The 21,945-nt window shown below is 77.0% G+C and carries 19 protein-coding genes; 5 read left to right on the top strand and 14 right to left on the bottom strand.

Features of this window, described 5'->3' with window-relative positions; all coding sequences use genetic code 11:
* Window positions 1–111 precede the first annotated feature (111 nt).
* The 3 genes from purM to R3E88_20680 all read left to right on the top strand — a co-directional run bounded on the left by purM (window position 112) and on the right by R3E88_20680 (window position 4,628).
* Window positions 112–1,245, top strand: a complete 1,134-nt coding sequence (gene purM / locus R3E88_20690) for a phosphoribosylformylglycinamidine cyclo-ligase (protein MEZ4218900.1) — start codon at window positions 112–114, stop codon at window positions 1,243–1,245.
* Window positions 1,242–2,708, top strand: a complete 1,467-nt coding sequence (locus R3E88_20685; protein ID MEZ4218899.1) for a hypothetical protein — start codon at window positions 1,242–1,244, stop codon at window positions 2,706–2,708. The genes purM and R3E88_20685 overlap by 4 nt, the downstream gene beginning before the upstream one ends.
* Before the next feature lie 105 nt (window positions 2,709–2,813).
* The gene (locus R3E88_20680) at window positions 2,814–4,628 is read left to right on the top strand and encodes an ABC transporter ATP-binding protein (GenBank protein MEZ4218898.1); all 1,815 of its coding nucleotides are present in this window, start codon (window positions 2,814–2,816) and stop codon (window positions 4,626–4,628) included.
* Here R3E88_20680 and R3E88_20675 read toward each other — a convergent pair.
* The 9 genes from R3E88_20675 to R3E88_20635 form a co-directional block, all read right to left on the bottom strand.
* Window positions 4,583–5,302, bottom strand: a complete 720-nt coding sequence (locus R3E88_20675) for a glycosyltransferase (GenBank protein ID MEZ4218897.1) — start codon at window positions 5,300–5,302, stop codon at window positions 4,583–4,585. The genes R3E88_20680 and R3E88_20675 overlap by 46 nt on opposite strands.
* Before the next feature lie 463 nt (window positions 5,303–5,765).
* Complete coding sequence (locus R3E88_20670; GenBank protein MEZ4218896.1) at window positions 5,766–6,542, bottom strand: glycosyltransferase family 2 protein; 777 nt, start codon at window positions 6,540–6,542, stop codon at window positions 5,766–5,768.
* Window positions 6,539–8,725 carry a bifunctional (p)ppGpp synthetase/guanosine-3',5'-bis(diphosphate) 3'-pyrophosphohydrolase gene (locus R3E88_20665; protein MEZ4218895.1) on the bottom strand — a complete coding sequence of 729 codons (2,187 nt, stop codon included), beginning with the start codon at window positions 8,723–8,725 and terminating at the stop codon, window positions 6,539–6,541. Before R3E88_20665 ends, R3E88_20670 begins: the two co-directional genes overlap by 4 nt.
* Window positions 8,726–8,791: 66 nt before the next feature.
* Window positions 8,792–9,463 (bottom strand): guanylate kinase, encoded by a 672-nt coding sequence (gene gmk, locus R3E88_20660; GenBank protein ID MEZ4218894.1) that lies wholly within the window; start codon window positions 9,461–9,463, stop codon window positions 8,792–8,794.
* A complete protein-coding gene (locus R3E88_20655; GenBank protein MEZ4218893.1) occupies window positions 9,460–9,702 on the bottom strand; it encodes a DUF370 domain-containing protein in 243 nt (80 codons plus the stop codon). The genes gmk and R3E88_20655 overlap by 4 nt, the downstream gene beginning before the upstream one ends.
* A gap of 67 nt (window positions 9,703–9,769) precedes the next feature.
* Entirely contained in the window at window positions 9,770–10,660 is an 891-nt protein-coding gene (locus R3E88_20650) for a YicC/YloC family endoribonuclease (protein MEZ4218892.1), read from the bottom strand.
* Window positions 10,657–11,784: a PfkB family carbohydrate kinase gene (locus R3E88_20645; GenBank protein MEZ4218891.1), complete on the bottom strand. Its 1,128-nt coding sequence runs from the start codon at window positions 11,782–11,784 to the stop codon at window positions 10,657–10,659. The genes R3E88_20650 and R3E88_20645 overlap by 4 nt, the downstream gene beginning before the upstream one ends.
* Before the next feature lie 176 nt (window positions 11,785–11,960).
* Window positions 11,961–13,082 (bottom strand): lipopolysaccharide heptosyltransferase II, encoded by a 1,122-nt coding sequence (waaF, locus tag R3E88_20640; GenBank protein MEZ4218890.1) that lies wholly within the window; start codon window positions 13,080–13,082, stop codon window positions 11,961–11,963.
* Window positions 13,079–14,377: a glycosyltransferase family 9 protein gene (locus tag R3E88_20635; GenBank protein ID MEZ4218889.1), complete on the bottom strand. Its 1,299-nt coding sequence runs from the start codon at window positions 14,375–14,377 to the stop codon at window positions 13,079–13,081. Before R3E88_20635 ends, waaF begins: the two co-directional genes overlap by 4 nt.
* Window positions 14,378–14,418: 41 nt before the next feature.
* On the opposite strand from R3E88_20635, the gene R3E88_20630 reads away from it, so the two are divergent.
* The gene (locus R3E88_20630) at window positions 14,419–15,549 is read left to right on the top strand and encodes an LptF/LptG family permease (protein MEZ4218888.1); all 1,131 of its coding nucleotides are present in this window, start codon (window positions 14,419–14,421) and stop codon (window positions 15,547–15,549) included.
* Complete coding sequence (locus R3E88_20625; protein ID MEZ4218887.1) at window positions 15,546–16,460, top strand: lipopolysaccharide kinase InaA family protein; 915 nt, start codon at window positions 15,546–15,548, stop codon at window positions 16,458–16,460. The genes R3E88_20630 and R3E88_20625 overlap by 4 nt, the downstream gene beginning before the upstream one ends.
* Here R3E88_20625 and lpxK read toward each other — a convergent pair.
* The 5 genes from lpxK to lpxI are packed head-to-tail and all read right to left on the bottom strand — an operon-like array spanning window position 16,457 to window position 21,917.
* Entirely contained in the window at window positions 16,457–17,554 is a 1,098-nt protein-coding gene (gene lpxK / locus R3E88_20620; protein ID MEZ4218886.1) for a tetraacyldisaccharide 4'-kinase, read from the bottom strand. The two genes, R3E88_20625 and lpxK, sit on opposite strands and share 4 nt — an antisense overlap.
* Window positions 17,551–18,849, bottom strand: coding sequence for a glycosyltransferase N-terminal domain-containing protein (locus R3E88_20615; GenBank protein ID MEZ4218885.1), 1,299 nt, complete (start codon window positions 18,847–18,849; stop codon window positions 17,551–17,553). Before R3E88_20615 ends, lpxK begins: the two co-directional genes overlap by 4 nt.
* Complete coding sequence (gene lpxB, locus R3E88_20610; protein MEZ4218884.1) at window positions 18,830–20,023, bottom strand: lipid-A-disaccharide synthase; 1,194 nt, start codon at window positions 20,021–20,023, stop codon at window positions 18,830–18,832. Before lpxB ends, R3E88_20615 begins: the two co-directional genes overlap by 20 nt.
* Window positions 20,020–21,012, bottom strand: coding sequence for a Gfo/Idh/MocA family oxidoreductase (locus R3E88_20605; protein MEZ4218883.1), 993 nt, complete (start codon window positions 21,010–21,012; stop codon window positions 20,020–20,022). The genes lpxB and R3E88_20605 overlap by 4 nt, the downstream gene beginning before the upstream one ends.
* Window positions 21,009–21,917 (bottom strand): UDP-2,3-diacylglucosamine diphosphatase LpxI, encoded by a 909-nt coding sequence (lpxI, locus tag R3E88_20600; GenBank protein MEZ4218882.1) that lies wholly within the window; start codon window positions 21,915–21,917, stop codon window positions 21,009–21,011. Before lpxI ends, R3E88_20605 begins: the two co-directional genes overlap by 4 nt.
* Window positions 21,918–21,945 lie beyond the last annotated feature (28 nt).

Here is a 21,945-nt window from a genome sequence, read left to right as displayed (position 1 = left end):
GCGGCGGGGCATCCTCCGCGCCGGGCGCCGTGTCGTTCGGCGCGGGCGCGCAGTCGCAGCGGGGCGGGCACTTCGCTACCCATCCGGCCCGATCCTCCCCCGGAAGGTTCCATGAGCAGCGACGATCCGAGCGCGAAGGCCTCGCGCACTCCGAGCGCGCCCGCGTACGCCGCGGCGGGCGTCGACCTCGACCACGACGAGGGCTTCATCGACGAGGTGAAGGAGATCGCGCGCGGCACCTTCCGGCCGGAGGTGCTGTCGTCGATCGGCGGCTTCGCGGGGCTCTTCAAGGCGCCCGACCGCTACGCGGATCCGATCTTCGTCGCCGCGACCGACGGCGTCGGCACGAAGCTCCGGCTCGCCGCGAAGATCGGCCGCTACGACACCATCGGCATCGACTGCGTCGCGATGGTCGTGAACGACCTCGTCGTCCAGGGCGCCGAGCCCGTGATCTTCCTCGACTACATCGCGATGGGTCGTCTCGACACGAAGATCGCGGCCGACGCGCTGCGCGGGCTCGCCGAGGGCTGCAAGCGCGCGGGCTGCGCGCTGCTCGGCGGCGAGACCGCGACGATGCCCGGCATGTACGGCGAGGGCGATCTCGAGCTCGTCGGCTTCAGCGTCGGCGTCGTCGACCGCGACAAGGTGATCGACGGCTCGACCGTCCGCGAGGGCGACGCGCTCGTCGGCATCGCGTCGAGCGGCTTCCACAGCAACGGCTACTCGCTCGTGCGCCGCGTGCTCGACGAGGGCCTCGCGGCCGGGAAGTTCGAGCTGTTCGGCGAGCTCGAGGGCACCAACCAGACGCTCGCGAGCGCGCTGCTCGCGCCGACGCGCATCTACGTGAAGCCCGTGCTCAACGTCATCCGCGACTTCACCGTGAACGGCATCGTGCACATCACCGGCGGCGGGTTCGACGGCAACGTCCACCGCATCCTCCCGAAGGGCGTGCGCGCGCGCATCGACCCGACGGCCTGGCCGCGCCCCGGCGTCTTCGGGTGGATCCAGCGCCACGGCGAGATCCCCGAGGCCGAGATGCTGCGCGTGTTCAACTGCGGCATCGGCATGGTGCTCGCGGTGCCGCGCGACCAGGCCGAGGACGTCGCGGAGCGCCTGCGCGCGCAGGGCGAGCGCGCCTACCGGATCGGAACGGTCGAGCGGCGCAAGGAAGGCGAGCCGCCGCTCCTCCTCGACCCGGGGTTCGCGGCGGACGCGGGCGGCGCGGCCGGCCCGGGCGAGGGATGAGCGCGCTGCGCTCCATCGCGATCGACGCGCGCCACCGAGCGCGCCGCTGGGATGCGATCGTGCTCGGGAGCGGCGTACCCGCGCTCGTCGCGGCCGCGCGCATCGGCCTCCACGGACACCGCGTGCTCGTCGTCGGCGAGGAGGCCGCGGCGAAGCTCGCCGCGCCGCTGCGCGAGCCCTTCCTGCTCGCCGGCGCGCAGAACGGCGGCGCGCTCGAGGCGACGCTGCGCGAGCTCAAGCTGCCGCTGATCGATCGCCGCCGCTTCCAGCCCGACGCTCTCGCCTACCAGGTCGTCGGCCCCGAGCTGCGGCTCGACGTCGGCGGGCTCGCGCACGGCGCGGACGAGCTCGTCGCGTGGGGGCTCGCGAAGCCCGAGGAGGCGCGCGCGCTCGTCGACGCGCTCGCGCAGGCCGGCGAGCTCGAGCGCCAGCACCTGCTCGCGTCGCCCGTCGTCCGCAGCGGCGGGCTGCGCGCGCTCGCGCGCGGCGCCGCACCGGCCCCCGCCACCGCACCGCGCGGAGCGCGCGGCCTCCCGCCGGAGGTCGCGAACGCGCCGGCCGCGCTCGGCCGCGTGTTCGCCGCGCAGGTGCGCGCGCTCGCCGGCCACGCGAGCGGCGGGCCCTCCGGCGAGGCGTGCGCGCGCGTGCTCGGCGACGCGCAGGCCGGCGGCGCCTGCGTCGAGCCCGGGTCGCCGGGCCTGCTCGACGTGCTCCGCCGCCGCGTCGAGAGCCTCTACGGCGAGCTCCGCAGCGTGCGCGGCGCCGCCTTCGAGCTCGTGAACGCGAACGGCCTGCCGGGCCTCGCGCTGCGCGAATCGGGCGAGGTGTGGCTCGGCAAGGCGCTCGTCGTCGCCGTGTCGCCGAGCGCGCTCGCGGCCGCGATCGCGGCCGACGCCGCGTCGCGCGCCGGCGGCCGCGCGGACGATGCGAGCGCCGCCGCGCCGATCGCGCGCGCGCTCGGCGCGCGCGCTCCGGGCGCCGCGCGGCGGCTCGTCCTGCACTACCGCGCGCCGGCCGCCGGGCTGCCGGAGGGCATGGGCGCGCGCGTCGTCCTGCTGACGCGCCCCGACGCGAAGGATCCGCAGGACGGCGTCGCGAGCCTCGCCGTGCACGCGCCGGGCCCGCGCGCCGAGCGCGTCGACCTCGTCGTCCGCACGCTCCCCGCCGCCGACGAGACGCCCGCCGACGCGGCCGCGCGCGTCGAGGCCGCGCTGCGCGAGCTCATGCCGTTCGCGGCCGCCGGCCTCGAGCGCGTCCGCACGGAGCTTCCGCGCTGGGACGACGACGAATGGCTCGAGGAGCTGCCGGCCGGCGGCACGTGGCCCGCCGAGGCGGAGCTGCGAGTGTCGAGCCGCCCCCCGGTGTACCGTCTCGACCGCCCGGCCCTGGCGGGCCTCGGCCTCGAGGGCGATCTCGTGCTCGGCTGGCGCTCGGGCGACGCGATCGCCGCCGACCTCGCCTAGCGACACCCCCCGGAGACACGGCGCCGATCGATCGCGCCCGCGCGCGGCGGCACGCGATCGCGGCCGCGACGACGACGCGGGACGGGAACGGGAGCTCCGAGCGCAGTGGACACGTTCGACGGCATCGCACTCGACGACGAGGGCGCGGGCGACGCGGGGCCCGCTCCCGACCGCACGGTGAGCGCGTTCGCGCTGCTGCGCCGCACCGTCGTCTACGCGCGTCCCTACCTGCCCCTGCTGCTGTCGGCGACCGGCTTCGCGCTGCTCTTCACGCTCGGCCGCAACGGCCGCGCCTACCTGCTGAAGCCGCTGCTCGACGACGTCATCCCGAGCGGCGACTTCGCGGCCTTCCTGCGCCTCACGCTGATCGCGCTCGGCCTCGTGCTCATCATGCCGGTGAGCCTCTTCGGGCGCACGTTCCTCACGAAGCTCGCGCTCGGCCGCATCCTGCTCGACATCCGCACGGAGCTCACGGCGAAGCTGCTGCGCCTCCCGCTCACGCGCCACCACTCCGTCAACACGGGCGACACGCTCACGCGCACGATGATGGACGCCGCCCAGGCGCAGCGCGCGAACCGGCTCGTCTTCTACGAGCTGCTGCAGTCGTTCATCTCGGTGATCGGCGGCTTCGCGACGATGCTCTTCCTGTCGTGGAAGCTCATGCTGCTGTCGCTGCTCTCGCTGCCGCTCATGGCGCTCGTGCTCGGCTTCTTCGCGCGGCGCATCCGCAAGAAGGCGGCCGTGCGCCAGCAGAAGCTGTCCGAGGTGACGCAGCGGCTCGCGAACATCCTGTCGGGCATCAAGGTGATCAAGGCGTTCCGCGGCGAGGCGCTCGAGCGCGACTCGTTCCACGCCGCGGCGCGGCGCTTCTACCAGAAGCAGATGAAGGTCGTCCTGCAGGGCACGCTCTCGCGGTCGACGATCGAGCTGCTCAACAGCGGCACCGGCATCGGCATCGTGTTCGTCGGCGGCTACCTCGTGATGAACGACATCTGGGGGCTCACCGTCGGCGGGCTCTCGGCCTTCGTGCTCGCGGCCGCGATGACCTACGCGCCGATCAAGAAGGTCTCCGAGAGCTGGCCCGAGCTGATGGACGCGCTCGCCTCGACCGAGCGCTTCTTCGAGATCCTCGACGAGCCCGAAGAGGCGGCCGACCGCCCCGACGCCGTCGCGATCGGGCCGATGCAGCGCGAGATCGTGTTCGACCACGTGAGCTTCGGCTACCGCGGAAGGCGCGTGATCCACGACGTGTCGTTCTCGGCCCGGCGCGGCGAGGTCGTCGCGCTCGTCGGCCCGACCGGCGCGGGGAAGACGACGCTCGCCGACCTGCTGCTGCGCTTCTACGACCCGGACGAGGGCGCGATCCGCATCGATGGCGTCGACCTGCGCGACGCGACGCGCGACTCCTATCTCGACCAGATCGCGGTCGTGACGCAGGAGCCGTTCCTGTTCGACACCTCGATCCGCGAGAACATCCGCTACGCGCGTCCCGGCGCGGACGAGGCCGCGTTCGAGGCCGCCGTGCGCACGGCCCACGTCGACGAGTTCGCCGACAAGCTGCCCGAGCGCTACGAGACGCCCGTCGGCGAGTTCGGCGTCATGCTCTCGGGCGGTCAGCGCCAGCGCATCACGATCGCGCGCGCGCTGATGAAGGACCCGTCGGTGCTCGTGTTCGACGAGGCGACGAGCGCGCTCGACGCCAAGACCGAGCGCATCGTCCAGGACGCGCTCGACGCCCTGCGCGGACGCCGCACGGTGTTCGTGATCGCGCACCGGCTGTCCACGATCCGGCGCGCCGACCGCATCCTCGTGCTCGAGGGCGGCCGCATCGTCCAGCAGGGGACGCACGACGAGCTCGTCGCACGCGAAGGTCTCTACAGGGAGCTCGTCTCGCTGCAGGCGGAGCACGAGTCGGTCTGAGCGGGCGCGCCCGCGCGGCGCGCCCGCGCCGCCTCGTAGAGCGCCTCGAGGTCGCGCGCGAGCCGCGCCGGCGCGAAGGCGCGCTCCGCGTGCGCGCGGACGGCACTCCGCGCGCGCTCGCGCGCCGCGGCGTCGCCCGCGCACGCGACGGACGCGAGCGCGCGGGCGATCGCATCGGCGCCCTCGTCCACGCACACGCCCGCCGCGGCTCCGCCCGCGGCCACGAGCTCCGGCAGCGCGCCGCGACGCGACGCGACGACGGGCACGCCGCACGCGGCGGCCTCGAGCACCGCGCGGCATCCGCCGTCCGAGCCCGGCACGAGGAAGAGCAGCGCGTCGAGCGCCGCGAGCACGTCCGGGTAGTCGGCGTCGCGCCGACCGAGCCGCACGACGACGTCGCCGAGGCCGCGCGCGCGCACGGGCGCGTCGACGAGCGCCTCGGCGTGCGTGCCGCGCCCGAGGATCGCGATGCGCGCGCCCGGCGCGAGCGCGCGCAGCGCCGCGGCCGCGTCGAGCACGAGGTCGAAGCGACGGTGGCGCTGGATGCGCGCGACGACACCGAAGAGCGGTGCCGCGGCGTCGAGCCCGAGGCCGGCGCGCACGCGCGCGCGCGCCGCGGGCGCGCGCGGGGCGAAGCGCGCGAGGTCGACCGCGCCCGCGACGCCGTGCGCCATCGCTCGCGAGCCGTGCGCGCGCGCAGCGCGCGCTCGGGCACGCGAGCGCGTCGCAGCCGCGCTCGAGGAGCAGGCGCTCGAACGAGGCGGCGCGAGGCGCCAGGCCCGAGGCGTGCGCGCGCACGAGCGCCGCGCCTGCCGCGCGCAGGCGCGCGCGCAGCGCGAGCGCGTGCGCGCGCGTGTGCCAGACGTGGGCGACGTCGAAGCGCCGCGCGCGCGCGAGCGCCGCGAGCGCGCGCGTCCGGCGCGTCGGCGAGCGGGTGCACGCCGCGCGCGCGCGCGAGCTCGAGCGAAGGCCCGAAGCCGGTCGCGCGCGCCTCGTCGGCGACGCCCCGCTCGCCCTCCGGCGCCTCGGGGCACGCGAGTGCGACGTCGTGCCCGCGCGCCGCGAGCGCGCGCGCGGCCTCGAGCATCGGCGCCGCCGGCCCCGTCCACTTCCAGTCGCTGGTCGCGAAGAGGACCTTCACCCGCCGCGCTCGAGGCGCTCGAGCTCGCGCAGCTTCGCGTATTTGAGGAACACGTAGAACGCGTTCATCGACGCGATCTCGAGCCCGGCGAGGCCGTCGAGGAAGCCGCGCTTCAGGACGAAGCCCCGGAAGAAGCGCCAGGCGGGACGCAGCGCGAGGTCGATCGCGCGCGCGCGCCGCCCTTCGGCGCGGAGCGCGCGCGCGGCCTGCGCGCTCCAGCGCTGCACGCGGGCGACGTGGTCGGCCACGTCGCGGTAGCTGTAGTGCTCGATCACGCGGCCCGCGCCGCGGATGCGACCGACCGCGCCGCGCACGGCCACGCGGCCGTGCGGGTCGCGGCCCTGCCAGGCATGCGCGTCGCGGCGGAACAGGCGCAGCGTCCAGTCCGGGTGGAAGTCGCCGTGGCGGATCCAGCGGCCGAGATGCCACGTGAGACGGTCGATCTCGAAGCCCGCTCGGCCGCCTCCGTCGTCCGCCACCCGCGCGGCGATCTCGCGCGCGAGCTCGGGCCGCACGACCTCGTCGGGGTCGACGACCAGGATCCAGTCGCCGGTCGCGAGGCTCGTGCACGCGCTCTTCTGCCCGATGTCGCCGTCGTAGGGCCGCACCTCGACGCGCTGCGCGCGCGAGCGCGCGATGGACTCGCTGCGGTCGCTGCTCTTGGCGTCGATCACGACGACGAGCTCGTCGGCGAAGGCGATCGCGTCGAGACAGCGCGGCAGGACGTGCTCCTCGTCGCACGCGATCACGCACACCGAGAGCCGCGGCCTCATGTGCGGACGCGCTCGGCCGACTGCACGCCCTTCACCTTCTCGACCTGCTTCAGCACGTCGCGGAGCTGACCGACGCCCTTCACCCAGAGCTCGAACTCGAGCACGGCCGGCCCGCCCGACTCCGTCGTGATCTTGGCCGAGCCGATGTTGATGCCGGCCGCCGAGATCGAGCGGCTGATCTCCGCCAGGATGCCCGGCCGGTCGCGCGACAGGATGCGCACGCGCGCCTTGCGCATCTCGTCGCCGCCGTCGTCCCAGTCGACCTCGATGCGGCGCTCGGGGTCGAGCTCGAAGATGCGCGGACAATCCTTCGTGTGCACGGTGACGCCGCGGCCGCGCGTGACGAAGCCCGTCACCTCGTCCCCGCGCAGCGGCTCGCAGCACCCGCCGAAGCGCACCAGCACGTCGGGGTGGCCGCTCACCACGACGCCCGGCCGGTCGGCGTCGCGGCGCTCGCGCCGGAACAGCGAGCGCAGCGAGCGCGACGGCGCCGCGGGCGCAGGGGGCGCCGGCGTCGGCTCGGCGGCCGCGGCGCCGAGCGTCTTCTCGAGGGCGGTCGCGATCGGTCCGGCCGACTGCCGCCCGTAGGCGATCGCGGAGTAGAGGTCCGCCACCGAGCCGCCGCGCTTGAGCGTCGAGGCCGTGAGCTCGGCGAGCTGTCCGCCCTTCTCGAAGCGCGCGAGCGCGAGCCCGCGGCGCTTGAGCTCGGACTCGAGGATGCCGCGGCCGATCTCCCGGCTGCGCTCGCGCTGCGCGTGGCGGATCGCGTGGCGGATGCGCGCGCGCGCCTTGCTCGACACGGCGAACTCGAGCCAGTCGCGGCGCGGGAACTGCGTCGGGCTCGTCTGGATCTCGACCGTGTCGCCGTCGTGGAGCGCGTGGCGGAGCGGCACCTGGCGCCCGTTCACGCGCGCGCCCGAGCAGTGGTCGCCGATGTCGCTGTGGATGGCGTACGCGAAGTCGAGCGCGGTCGCGTTCACGGGCAGGTTCATCACCTCGCCGCGCGGCGTGAACACGAAGACCTCGTCCGGGAAGAGGTCGACCTTCACGGCGTCGAGGAACTCGTGCGGGTCGGCGATCTCGCGCTGCCACTCGAGCAGCTGGCGCAGCCACGCGAACTTCGCGTCGTCCTTGCCGGCGTCGATGCGACCGGCCTTGTACTTCCAGTGTGCGGCGATCCCGAGCTCGGCGTCGCGGTGCATCTCGCGCGTGCGGATCTGCACCTCCATGCGCTCGCCGTAGGGCCCGATCACGGTCGTGTGCAGCGACTGGTATCCGTTCGGCTTCGGGTTCGCGATGTAGTCCTTGAAGCGCGTGGGCACGGGGCGCCACGTGGTGTGGACGAGGCCGAGCGCGTGATAGCAGGCGGCCACCGAGCCTTCGATCACGATGCGGAACGCGATCACGTCGTAGAGCTCGTCGAGCGAGAGCGCCTGCGCCTCCATCTTCGCGTGGATCGACGCGACGTCCTTGACGCGGCCCACGACCTCGGCCGGCACCTCCGCCTGCGCGAGCTTCGCCGACAGGACGCCGATGACCTCCTCGATGTAGCGCTCGCGCTCGTCGCGCCGGCCGGCGAGCTGCGACTCGAGCTCGGCCGCGATGTCGGGGTGGAGCGTGCGGAACGCGAGGTCCTCGAGCTCGCGCTTCACCCACTGCATGCCGAGCCGGTGCGCGAGCGGCACGTAGATGTCGAGCGTCTCCTGCGCGATGCGCCGCGCCGAGTCCTCGCGCATGTGCTCGAGCGTGCGCATGTTGTGCAGGCGATCGGCGAGCTTCACGAGCAGGATGCGGATGTCCTTCGACATCGCGATCAGCATCTTGCGGAAGTTCTCGGCCTGCCGTTCGCGCGCCGACGTGAACTCGAGCTTCGCGATCTTCGTGAGGCCCTCGACCAGGAAGGCGACCGGCTCGCCGAAGCTGCGCTCGAGCTCGTCGCGCGTCGTCAGCGTGTCCTCGAGCGTGTCGTGCAGGAGGCCCGCGGCGACGGTCACGTCGTCCGCGTGCATGTCGACGAGCAGGCCGGCGACCTCGAGCGGATGCACGAGATACGGCTCGCCCGAGAGCCGCTCCTGGCCCTCGTGCACCTTGGCGGAGAACACGTACGCCCGCTGCAGCAGCGCGACGTCGACGTCGGGCTGGCTCTCGAGCATGCGGTCGAGGATGTCGTTGAAGCGCAGCATGCCGTCCGGGTCCGCGGGCGAGGGTACCGGCGCGCGCCCGCGCTCGGCAATCGAGCGCGGAGCGGGCTAGACGCCCAGAGCGCCCTCCTCGGCCGTCCGCCGCCAGCGCTCCACCACGCGTTCGCGACCGAAGCGCTCCGCGATCGCGGCCGCGCGGCCCTCGCGCACCGCGCCGACGATCGCGAGCACGTCCTCGACCGCCGTCGCGAGCTCGTCGTTGACGACCGCGTAGTCGAAGATCTCGGCGGCCTCGAGCTCGACGTCGGCGACGGCGAGACGCTTCCCGATCGCGTCCTCGGAGTCCGTGCCGCGCGCGCGCAGGCGGCGCTCGAGCTCGGCGCGCGAGGGCGGGAGCAGGAAGATGAAGCACACGTCGAGCCCGTGCCGCCCCTGCTTGCGGCGCACCTGCCTCGCCCCCTGCACCTCGATCTCGAGCAGCAGGTCGTAGCCCTGCGCGAGCGGCGTCTCGAGCGAGGCCCAGCTCGTGCCGTACAGGTTGTTCGCGTACTCGGCGTGCTCGAGGAAGGCGCCGGCGTCGACCATGCGCCGGAACGTCGCGACGTCGACGAAGTGGTAGTGCTCGCCGTCCACCTCGCCCGCGCGCGGCGCGCGCGTCGTGTGCGAGATCGAGAAGCGCAGACGCGGGTCGCGCCGCATCACCTCGCGGCACACGGTCGTCTTGCCCGTGCCCGACGGCGCCGCGACGAGGAACGGGCGCCCGCGCTCGCGAGCGCTCACGCGCCGCCGTCCCCGGGCGCGAGGCGCGCGGCGAGCGTCTCGGGGTTCACGGCCGAGAGCACGACGTGGTCGCTGTCGGTGATCAGGATCGAGCGCGTGCGCCGCCCCTGCGTCGCGTCGACGAGCTTCCCGCGCTCGGCCGCCTCCTCGCGCAGCCGCCGCATCGGCGCGGACTGCGAGGCCACGATCGCGATCACGCGCGAGGCGACGAGCAGATTGCCGTAGCCGATGTTCAACAGGCGCGGCGCCTCGAAGCCGCCGCCCTCGGCCGCGTCGCGCGCGGCCGGGCCCGTCCGGCTCCGCGCGCTACTCAACGTTCTGCACCTGCTCGCGCACGCGCTCGAGCTCCGTCTTGAGCTCGACGACGAAGTGCGCGAGCTCCGCGTCGTTGGCCTTCGAGCCCGTCGTGTTCGCCTCGCGGCCCATCTCCTGGAGCAGGAAGTCGAGGCGGCGCCCGACGGGCGTCGCGCGGCCCGCCTCCGCGACGATCGCGCGGAACTGGTCGACGTGGCTGCGCAGGCGCACGACCTCCTCGGTGATGTCGAGCCGATCGGCCGCGAGCACGATCTCCTGGTGCAGGCGCGCCTCGTCGAGCAGGCCCGTGTCCTGCTCGAGCTGCCGCGCGCGCCGCCGCAGCCGCTCGCGCACGGCCTCGCGCACGACGTCCGATCGGCTCTCGAGCTCGCCCGCGAGCGCCGCGACGCGCTCGAGCCGCCCGTCGAGCTCGCTCGCGAGCGCGGTGCCCTCGCGCTCGCGCATCGCGTCGAGCGCCGCGAGCGCGCGGGCGACGCCGTCGTCGAGCGCGCGCTCGAGCTCGTCCTCGGCGAGCTCGGGCTCGGTGAGCCGCGTGACGCCCGGGAGCGCGAGCAGCGTCGCGACGTCGAGCTCGTTCGAGAGGTGGAAGCGCAGCGCGAGCTCGCGCGCCGCCTCGACGTACTGCCCCGCGGCCTCGCGGTCGATCTCGAGCCGCGCCGGCGCCGCCGACGACGACGCGTGCGAAATCGTCATGTCGACCTTGCCGCGCTGCAGGTGCGCCTGGACGGCGGCCACCGCGCGGGCCTCGCAGCGCGCGAGCACGCGCGGGAGCTTCGCGCGCACGTCGAGATAGCGGTGGTTCACCGAGCGGACCTCGACCTCGAACGCGAGCTCGCCGACCGCGAAGTCCGCGCGCCCGAAGCCCGTCATGCTGCGGATCACGCCGACGCCTCCGCGACCGCGATCGCGTCGGCGAGCTGCGCGCGCACCTCGTCGCGCGACGCCGTCGCCGTTCCGACCTTCGCGACGACGGTCGCGGCCGCCGCGTTCGCCACGACCGCGGCCTCGCGCAACGTGGCGCCCGCGCGCAGCGCGAGCGCGAGCGCCGCGATCGTCGTGTCGCCCGCGCCCTGCACGTCGAACACCTCGCGCCGGGGCGCGGCGACGTGCACGCCCTCGCCCGGGTCGGTGCCCTCGAAGAGCTGGATGCCGTCGGCGCCGCGCGTGATGGCGAGCTTGGCGCCGCCGAGCTTCGCGCGCAGCCGCGCGGCGATGCGCGGAAGGTCGCGCGGCGTCGCGTCGCGCGCGCCCGCGAGCAGTGCGGCCTCGCGCAGGTTCGGCTTCACGAGCTCGGCGCCGCGGAACGGCGCGAGCTCGTCCTTCGGGTCGACCGCGACGGGCACGCCCGCGTCGGCGAGGATCTGCATCGTGGTGCGGATCGTCGCGCGCGTGAAGAGCCCCTTGCCGTAGTCCTCGAGGATCGCGCCGTCGGCCGTCGCGGCCGCGCCGCGCACCGCCTCCGCGAGCGCCTTCGCGGCCGACTTCGCGAGCGGCTCGTGCGTCTCGCGGTCGACGCGGACGATCTGCTGGCTCTGCGCGACGACGCGCGACTTGCGCGTCGTCGGGCGCCCCGCGACGCGCAGCACGCCGTCGCCCGGCACGCCGAGCGCGGCGAGCAGGCGCATCACCTCGTCGCCGTCCGCGTCGCGGCCGATGCACGAGCACAGCCGGCAGCGCCCACCGAGCGCGACGACGTTGCGCACGACGTTGCCCGCGCCGCCGAGCGCGGTCGCCTCGCGCCGCACGTGCACGACGGGCACCGGCGCCTCGGGGCTGATGCGCGAGACGTCGCCGATCAGGTACTCGTCGAGCACGACGTCGCCGACGACCAGGATCTCGAGCGTCGGGAAGCGATCGAGGAGCCGCTCGATGCGGCGGCGGTCGAGCCTTGCGCCGGCCCGCGACCGCGCCGGAGCAGGCGCGTCCGCGCGGGCTGCGCGCGCCGCGCGCCGGGGCGCGACCGCGCCGGTGCGGGCGCGCTCGTGGTCGTCGTGGCGTCGAGCCAAGCGCGGATTCCTCTGCGAGGCGCGACGCGCGGCGCGCGCGGTGCGCGAGGGCCGGGGCGGAGCGCGGGGCGCAAGGGTTCCAGCTTTGGCGATCGGCGTCGAGCCCGCCGCGCGCACACCGCACGGCGGTACCGACGCCGAGCTCGCGGCGATGCGCCGCGGGAGCGAGCGCGGCGCTAGGTCGCGCCGGCGAGCGCGCTGCGCACCGCCTGCAGCACGGCTTCCGGCGCGATGCCCGCCATGCAGCGGCCGTCGATCGGGCAGCTCCGCCGCCCGCACGGACGGCACGGCACGTCGGTCGCGAGCGGCGTCACGCGCTCGAGGTTGCAGTCGGTGCGCGCGAGGTCGGTCGGCCCGAACAGCACGACGGCCGGCGTCCCCACCGCGACGGCCACGTGCCGCGCGCCCGCGTCGTTCGCGACGAGCGCGCGCGCGCGAGCGAGCACGGCCTTGAGCGCGCCGAGCCCCGCTCGTCCGACGAGATCGACGACCTCGCACGACGCGGCGCGCGCGACCGCGCGAGCGAGCTCGGCCTCCTCGGGCGCGCCGACGACGACGGCGCGCACGCCGATCTCCGCGAGGCCGTCCGCGACGCGCGCGAACGACGCGGGCGGCCAGCGCTTCGCGTCGCCGTACGAGGCGCCGGGCGCGAGCGCGACGAACGCATCGCGCGGCGCGAGGCCGCCCGCGGCGAGCAGCGCATCGGCCTCGCTCGCGTCGCGCGCGCCGATCGCGAGCTCGAGGTGCGTGCCGCGCGGCGGACATCCGATCGCCTCGACGACGTGCAGGGCGCGGAGCTCCCGCGCCACGCGCCGCCGCGGCCCCCACGCTCGCTCGGGCGCGACCGCGACGTGCAGCAGCGGCGCTCGCCCCGCGCGCGCGTGGCCCACCACGCACGCGACGCCGGCCGCGCGCAGGAGCAGCGCGGACGACCACGAGTCGGGCAGGCACACGCCGAGGTCGAAGCGATGCGCGCGCAGCGCGCGCGCCTCGTCGAGCAGCGCGACTGCACCGCGGCGCCACGACCGCAGGGACACGACCTCGTCGCAGTGCGCGAGCCCTTCGAGGAGCGGCGCGAGCCCCTCGCGCACGAGCGCGCTGATGCGCGCGCGCGGGAAGCCCGCGCGCAGCGCGCGCAGGGCGGGCGTCGCCATCACGGCGTCGCCCGTCCAGTTGGGAAGGCGCACGGCGATGCGCGCGGCACCGTCCCCGGACGCGAGCGCCGGCACGCGCGCCGCGATGCGCTCGGGGAGGCGCGCCGCACCGGTCGCAGGGAGGCGCTCGCCGGACGCCGTCACGCGCGCGCGCGCGCGCCGTCGCGGGCGCGACCTTCCGCGCGCGCGGTCGCCTCCGCGCCGCCGGTCGCGCGGGCCGCCGCCGCGCCCTCCGTCGCTCGAGACACCTCGACCGCGGCCTCGACCGTGGCCCCGCACGCGGCGCGCCGGGGGCCGACGAGCTCGCGCACCGCGCGTTCGACGTCCGCGGCGCGGACGGCGCGCATGCACGCCGCGGCCGCGCAGCCGCGCCGGCACGGTGCGCAGGGGAGCGGCCGCGCGGCGCGCACGCGCCGCCACGGCGCGCCCTCGCCCGGCGCGTTCTCGACCGGGTTGGTCGGGCCGACGAGCTGTACGACCGGCGTGCCGACGAGCGACGCGACGTGGATCGCCGCGCTGTCGGGCGCGACGACGACCGACGCGAGCGACGCGAGCGCGGCGAGATCGGCGAAGGTCGCGGTCGCGGGGGCGAGCGCCGCGGCGCCGCCCGCGGCGTCGACGATCGCCTGCGCGAGCGCGTCCTCGCCGGGGCCGCGCGCGACGAGCACGCGCTCCCCCGCGCGCGCGAGCCGCGCCGCGAGCGCGGCGAATCCGTCCGGCGTCCAGCGCTTGTGCGCGGCGCCGGCGCTCGTTCCGGGATGGAGGAGCACGGGCGGACGCGCGGGTGCGACCGCGCCGCCGCCGGCGAGCGCGTGCGCGAGCGCGGCGCGCGCGCGAGCGTCGACCGCGAACGCGTGCGCGAGCGCCGCGCGCTCGTCGCGCGCGCTGCCACCCTCGCCGTCCTCGCCCTCCGCCGTCGGTGCCGCCGGCGCCGCGAAGTCGACCAGCGCGCGGTTGCGCGCGTGGCGCGAGAGCTCGCCGCGCGCGAGCCGCGCGCGATGCGTCGCGAGCAGCCACGCACCCTCGCGCGCGTGCGGCCGCGCATAGCCGTAGCGGAGCGGCGCGCCCGACAGCCGCGCCAGCAACGCGCTCTTCGCGATGCCGTGGAAGTCGATCGCGGCGTCGTAGCGCGCCGCGCGCAGCGCGCGCACGACGGCGCGCAGCCGCGCGCCCGCGCGCCCGAGCGCGCCGGCCCGCACGTCGGCGACGAGCGCGCGACGCGGCAGCTCGACGATGCGATCGACGGCGCGGAAGCCTTCGAGGGGCCCGCGCGCGCGTTCCTCGACGAGCCAGTCGATCGCGAGCCCGGGCCGGCGCGCGCGCAGCAGCGCGACCGCCGGCAGCGTGCGCACGACGTCGCCGAGCGCGCCGAGGCGGATCACGAGCACGCGTCGTGCGTGCGCGGGGAGCGGGGCGCGGTGGAGGAGGGAGTCGGGCACGGCCTCGCCTGGGGATGGAGCCGCGAGTAGGATACGCCGGCATGCGTTTCCCGCGCACCTTGTCGCTCTACCTGGCGCGCGAGATGTCGCTCTTCACCCTGCTCTGCTTCTCCGGCATCGCCTTCGTGCTCGTCTGCCAGCAGCTGCTCGAGCGGCTCGAGACGCTGCTCGAGGTCGGCCTCGACGGCCCGCACGCGCTGCTCGTGCTGCAGTACGTCTTCGCGATCCTCGCTCCGCACGCGCTCCCGATGGCGTTCGCGTTCGGCGTCACGCTGGCCGTCGGACGGCTCGCGGCCGGGCGCGAGATCCTCGCGATGCGCAGCCTCGGCAACGGGCTCACCGCGCTCGTCGTCCCCGCGCTCGCGCTCGGGCTCGCCGTCGTCGCGCTGACCGGCTGGCTCGTGCGCGACGTCGAGCCGCACGCGCGCGTCTCGCTGCGGCGCATGCTGACGGAGCTCGCCCTGCGCGGGAGCATCGTGCAGGAGGGGCGCTTCCGCGGCGTCGAGGACCGCGTGATCTTCGTCGAGGAGCGCACGGCCGAGGGCGAGCTGCACGGCATCGTGATCTACGATCGCACCACGCCCGAGCGCTCGTTCGCCCTGTTCGCGCGCGGCGGCCGGCTCGAGAGCGACGACGCGACCGGCGTGCTGCACCTCTCGCTCGAGCGGGGAACGATCGCGATCGACGCGCCGGACGAGGCCCCCCCGCGCGTGCGGAGCGTCCGCTTCGAGACCGCTCGTTATTCGGTCGCCGCAGAGAGCCTGCTCGACGATCGCCACGACCGCCGCAACCCCGACGAGCTCGCGTTCCACGAGCTCGCCCGCGTCATCGCGCGCATCGACGCCGGGCAGACGCTCGAAGGCGTGCGCAAGCCGCGCCGCGACCTGTACGAGCTCGAGCGACACCGCCGTCTCGCGGCTCCGCTCGCGGCTCCCGCGTTCGGTCTCGTCGCGATCGGACTCGGGCTCGCGACGCCGCGCCGCTCTCGCTCGCTCGCGATCCTCGCCTGCACGGCCGCCGTCTTCGGCTTCTACGGCCTCACGAGCCTCGGTCGCTACCTCACGCGCGAGCACCGCATCCTGCCCGCGCTCGCGATCTGGGTCCCGATGCTCGTCACCGCGATCGTCGCGCTCGTCGTGCTGCGGCGCGGCGGGCGTCGGGTCGCGCCGTGACGGTGCGCGACGGCCTGCACGAGCTGCGGCGCGGCGATGTCGCGCTGCTCGCGACGCCGGCCTTCCTCGACGCGGCGCGCTCGCTCGCGCACGGGCCGCGCGACGCCTGGCTCGCGCTCGCCGCGCCACCGCGGGACGCGGCGGCGCGCGCGATGCGCGGCGGAGAGGCCCCCGGCCGCGCGCCGGTCGCCGTGCTCGCAGCGCGCCGCGCGTCGGGCCGCGGCGGCGAAGACCAGGACGAAGCCCACGACGAAGACGGGATCGAGGTGTCGATCGTCGCTCGCGCGTACGCGCCCGGCGGCCTGCTGGCGCGGCTGCGCGCGCGCTCGCTCCCCACGCCCGCACGTCCGCTCGCCGAGCTGCGCGCGCACGTCGCACTCTGGCACCGCGGAGCCCCCGTCGCAGAGCCCGCGTTCGCCGTCGCGCGCCGCACCGCGCGCGCGCGCCGCTGGCACGCGGTGGTGGCGAGCGTGCGCATCGACGACGCCGCGCCGCCCGCGCCGCAGCTGCGGGCCGCGACGCCCGACGAGGTCGCGCGCGTCGCAGCGGCCGCGGGCACGGCCGTGCGCGCCTTCCACGACGCGGGCGGACGCCACGCCGATCTCCACCTCGGCAACCTGCTCGTCGACGCGGACGGAGCGCGCGCGTGGGTCGTCGACCTCGACCGCGCGGTCGCGGGCGCCGCGCCCTCGCCCGCCCGGCGCGCGCGCGAGCTCGCGCGCCTGCTGCGCTCGCTCCACAAGCAGGGTCTCGCGGAGCGCGTCGGCGAGGCCGGGACGCGGGCCTTCGCGGCGGCCTACCTGCGCGGCGACGACGCCCTCGGCCGCGCGCTCACCCGCGCCTGGCCGCGGGCCCGCGCCGGCGTCCTCCTCCACCGCCTGGGCTTCGCGCTCGCGCGCGCCTCTCGTTAGGCCAGCGCGCGCTCGAGCCAGTCGAAGAACGGCGCCTCCGGCTCGACGCGCGCGCGGCTCGCGACGATGCGCACGTCGACGCCCGCCGCGCGCGCCCAGTCGGCGCGGAGCTTCGGCGCGTCCTTCTCGGTCGCGAGCCAGAGCGGCGCGGCCGCGCCCAGGCCGCGCAGGTCGCGCGCGCGGAAGCGGTGGTGGTCGGCGAAGACGCGCTCCGCGACGACGACCGCGCCCTCCGCCTCGAGCGAGGCGCGGAACGAGCGCGGGCTCGCGATGCCGCACAGCATTCCCGCGCGAAGGCCGCGCAGGAGCGACGGCGGCGCGCTCTCGCGCAGCCCGAGCCCGCGCACGCCGACCACGTCGCGCCGCGCCGCGAACCGCGCCGCCCGCGGCGCGGCGGCGGCCACGAGCGCTTCGTCGCGCGCGCGGAGCGCGCCGCCGACGACCGCGATCGCGTCGCACGCGCCGAGCGCCGCGAGGGGCTCGCGCAGCGGGCCGCGCGGGAGCACGCGCGCGTTGCCGAGCCCGGCCGCCGCGTCGAAGACGCCGATCGCGACGTCGCGCTCGACGCGGTGGTGCTGCAGGCCGTCGTCGAGCACGAGCACGTCGGTCGCGAACAGCGCGTGCGCGAGGCGCCCGGCGCGCGCGCGGTCGCGCGCGACGAGGACGGGAACGCCCGGGAGCGCGGCTGCGAGCCACATCGGCTCGTCGCCGCAGCTCGCGACGTCGCCGCGCAGACGCTCGCGGTCGGACACGACGAGCGGCTCGCGTCCGCGCGCGCCGCGGCGCCCATAGCCGCGACTCGCGACGGCGACGCGGTGACCGCGCGCCGCGAGACCGCGCGCGACGAAGGCCGCGAGCGGCGTCTTGCCCGCTCCGCCCGCGACGACGCTCCCGACCGCGACGACGCGGCACGGCAGGCGCTCCGGTCGGAGCATCGAGCGCGCGCCCGCGCGCGGCGCGGCTCCCCACGCGGCGCGGTGTGCGCGCGCGCCGAGCGCGTAGAGCGCGGCGAACGGCGAGAGCGGAGCGAACGCGACGCGCGCGAGCACGCTCTCGTCCTCGACCCCGCCGCGCCACGGCGCGCGCCCGCTCACGCGCCGCTCCGGACCGGTGCCGCAGCCGGCGGGCCGGCACCGACGTGCGCGTCGACCCACGCGAGCGTGCGCGCGAGCGGAGAAGGCGCGGCCTCGCGCGCGGCGCGCGCGCACGCTGCGCGCGCGCGCGTTCCCGCCTCGTCCGCGAGCCGCGCGTCGAGCGCGGCCGCGAGGGCGCGCGCGTCGTCGACCGCGGTCGCCGCCCCGCTGCTCGCGAGCTCCGCCGCCGCGTCGCGCACGTTCTCGATGCGCGGACCGTGCAGCACGAAGGCCCCCGCGAGCGCGGGCTCCCACAGGTTGTGTCCGCCGACCGGCGCAAACGTGCCGCCGACGAATGCGACGAGCGCGACCGCGTACCACGCCGCGAGCTCGCCGAGCCCGTCGACGACGAGCACCTCGCCGGGGGCGAGCGGCGGGTCGAGCCCGGCGCTCCGGAGTCGCGCGCGCAGGCCGCGCGCGCGCGCGACCGCGACGACCCGCGGCGCGCGCGCGACGTCGCGCGGCGCGACGACGCAGGCCGCGTCCGTGCGCGCGCGCACGACGCGCGCGAACGCATCGAGCACCGCCTCCTCCTCGCCCTCGTGCGTGCTGCCCGCGACGACGAGCCGGAGCGCACCGCGCGCGCGCACGAGCGCGGCCGGCGGCGCCGCGGCCGGCCGCGCCGCGAGCTCCGCCTTGAGATCGCCCGTCACCGCAACGGCTGCCGCGCGCACGCCGAGCGCGAGGAAGCGTTCCGCGTCCGCCTCGCTGCGCGCGGCCACGAACGCGAGCCGGCCGAAGGTCGGCCGGAAGACGCGGGAGAGCGCGCGGTAGCGCGCGAACGAGCGCTCCGAGAGCGCGCCGGAGACGACGCCGACGCGCACGCCGCGCTCGGCGGCGACGCGGATTCCGACCGGCCAGATCTCGGTCTCGACCAGCGCGATCGCGCGCGGCGCGACGGCCGCGAGCGCGCGCGCCGCGCACCACGGGTGCTCGAGCGGCGCGAGCGCGCGCGACGTGCGGCGCGCATCCGCGCCGACGTCGATGGCGAGCGCGTCGGCGCGCGTGTGCGTGACGTGGAGCGACTCGCCGCGCGCGCACCACGCGCGCACGAGCGGCGCGCAGGCCCGCGTCTCGCCGACGCTCGCCGCGTGGACCCACAGCCCTCCGGGCGCGCGGCCGGGCGCGCGCGGAACCGCGCCGAGGCGCGCGTCGAGCCCGACGCGCCAGCGCGGCACCAGGGCGAGCGCGAGCGCACCGAACGGCGCGGCGCCGAGCGTGGCGAGAGCGGTGATGCTATGCGCGAGCGGCCCCAAGCATGTCCTCCGCGATGTCGGCGACGCGCTCGGCCGCGCCGCCGCCACCGAGCGCGTCGCGCACGCGCCGCAGGCCCGCGCGCTGCGCTTCGCGTTCGGGCGACGCGTCGAGCAGCGGGGCGAGCGCGCTCGCGATCGCCTCGGGGCGCGCGTCCTCCTGCAGCAGCTCGGGGACGAAGCGCGAGCCGTCGACGAGGTTCGGGAGCGCCCACGCGTCGACGCGCACGAGCCGCCGCGCGAGCGCCGCCGACAGCGCGTGGCCGCGGCCCGCCACGACGATCGGCCGGTCGAGCAGCGCCGCCTCGAGCGTCGCCGTGCCGGGCTTCGCGAGCACCGCGTCGCAGGCCGCGAGCGCGGCGTGCGACGCAGGCGGCGCGCCGTCGGCGCGCTCGACGACGTGCACGCGCGGCGCTCCGTGCGCGTGCCGCGCGAGCCGTGCCCGCACGCGCGCCGCGTCGAGCGACGGCGCGACGGGCAACAGGGCCTCGACCCGCGGCACGCGCGAGGCGAGCGCGCGCAGCGCGGCGAGCTGGAGCGGGAGCTGGTAGGCGAGCTCGTTGCGGCGACTCCCCGGCAGCAGCGCGACGACGCGCGCGTCGGCCGCGATCCCGAGCGCGCGCCGCAGCGCGGGGCCCGCGCCCGGGTCGAGCGACGCGACCTCGTCGACGAGCGGATGACCGACGAACGCGACGTCCACGCCGTGCCCGCGCCACACGTCGCGCTCGAACGGGAGGATGACCGCGAGCCGCGCACAGCGGCGCGCGAGCACGCGCGCACGGCCGCTCCGCCACGCCCAGACCTGGGGGAGCACGTAGTAGAGGACGGGAACGCCCGCGCGCGCGAGCGCACCCGCGAGGCGCAGGTTCCAGTCGGCCGTGTCGACGAGCAGCGCGAGCGCGGGGCGCGCACGGCGGACGACGCGCCCGAGCGCGCGCCACGCGCGCGCGAGACGCAGCGCGCCCGCCGCCACCTCGACGAGGCCGCCGATCGCGACCTCGCGCTGGTGCACGGCGAGCTCGACACCGGCGGCGCGCATCGCCTCGCCGCCGAGCCCCGCGAAGTGCAGGTCGCCGCGGCGCGCGCGCAGCGCGCGCACCACCGCGGCGGCGTACGGGTCGCCCGACGCATCGCCCGCCGACACGAGGACGGTCGGCGCGCGCACGGCCGACGTCATGGCCGGCGGGTCGGCGCGGCACCTCGTCGGATCGCGTCGCGCACGCGGTGCGCCGTCCGCAGCGCGGCGAGCCCGCTCGCCGCGTCGACGGTGGCGGGCGCGCGCCGGCGCACCGCGCGCACGAAGCTCCGCAGCTGGAGCGCGAGCGCGTCGGTGCGATCGGTCGCCAGCCGCTCCATCGAGAGCTTCGGCGTCGCGCCCTCCTCGGACGGCAGCTCGCGCCGGAAGGCGACGGCCGTCTGCGCGAGGAAGTCGATCGCGACGTAGCCCTCGTCCTGGAAGAAGCGCAGCTTGCGCGTCGGCGTCGCCGACACGCGGCTCGCGGTGAGATTCGCGACGCAGCCGCTCGGAAAGCGCAGGCGCGCGTTCGCGATGTCGAAGTCGCGCGACAGCACGGCGACGCCGATGGCGTCGACCGTCGCGGGCTCCTCGCCGAGCAGGCGCTGGAGGATCTCGATGTCGTGGATCATGAGGTCGCGCACGACGTCGACGTCCATCGCGCGGTCCGGGAAGGGCCCCATGCGGTGCGCCTCCGCGAAGCGCGGGCGATCGACGCGTTCGCGCACGACGCGCATGCCGGCGTTGAACCACTCGAGATGCCCGACGTGCAGGATGGCGCCGCGCTCGGCAGCGAGCGCGACGAGGCGCTCGCCCTGCGCGACGGTCGCGGCGATCGGCTTCTCGATCAGGACGTCGCGTCCGGCGTCGAGCCACGGCAGCGCGACCTCGAAGTGCGCGAGCGTCGGAACGGCGATCAGCACGGCATCGGCGAGCGCGACGAGCTCGCGCGCGTCGCGCGTCGCGATCGCGCGCGCGGGCCGCGCCGCCGCGCGCGCGCGGGAGAGATCGATGTCCGCGACGCCGACGAGCGACACGCGCTCCGCGCCGTCGCCGCGGTCGGGCGGCTCGCCCGCGAGCGCGACGACGCGCTCCGCGTGGCGGCTGCCCATGTAGCCCGCGCCGACGACGGCGATGCGCAGCGGCGTCACGCCGTGCCCCCGCCCGCGCGTGCGCGCGAGGGCGGCGCGGCCGACCGGGCGCCGCGCGGCGCTCCCGCGTCGAGGGGCGGCGCAGCGAGCGCGGGGAGGCCGAAGACCGCGATGCCGGCGGCGTCCGCGAGCGCGATCGCGCGCGCGCGGTCGAGCAGGACGGCGCTGCCCGACTCGATGGCGAGCGCGCGCGCGCCCGCGCCCGCGAGGGCCTCGACGGTGCCGGGGCCGATGACGGGCACGTCGAAGCGCGCGTCCTGGCGCGGCTTCGCGACCTTGACGAGCGCGCAGCCCGGCCCCGCCAGCGCGCCGGCGCGCGCGATCGCCGCGTCCGTGCCCTCGATCGCCTCGACCGCGATCACCGCGCGCTGCTTGACGAGCACGCTCTGCCCGACGTCGAGCCCGGCGAGCGCGCGCGCGACGGGCAGGCCGAACGCGACGTCCGCGCGCTCGTCGTCGCTCGGCGCGCGCGCGCCGAGGACGCCCTCCTCGACGAGCAGCTCGGGCGTGAACGCGGCCTGGCCGTGCAGCGCGATGCCGCGCGCCGCGAGCACGGCGGCGACGGCGCCGAGCAGCGTGTCGTCCGCGCGGTCGGGGAGCGCGTCGAGCGCGCCGCGCGCGAGCGCGTCGAGGTGCGCGCCGCCCGCGCGCGCGAAGAGCAGCGCCTTCGGCACCTTCCCCGCCATCACCGCCTCGCGCACACCGGCCTCGGCGAGCGCGTCGAGGCCCCGCACCACCTGCCCGAGGTCGAGCCAGTGCAGGGCGTCGACGCTCGCGCCGAGGGCCGGGTCCGTCAGACCGTGCAGGCCGAGCGCCACCACGCGCTCGCCGCGCGCGCGCAGCGCGCGCGCCACCTCGAGCGGGAAGCGGCCCTCGCCCGCGATCAGTCCCAGCGGCTGCGCCATGGACGGCATGCTACGGGATCCGCCGCGC

This window comes from Myxococcota bacterium (assembly GCA_041389495.1).
Lineage (GTDB): Bacteria > Myxococcota_A > UBA9160 > UBA9160 > UBA4427 > JAWKRT01.
Note: the sequence above shows the minus strand (reverse complement) of the source record. Positions and strands in the feature narration are given on the sequence as shown.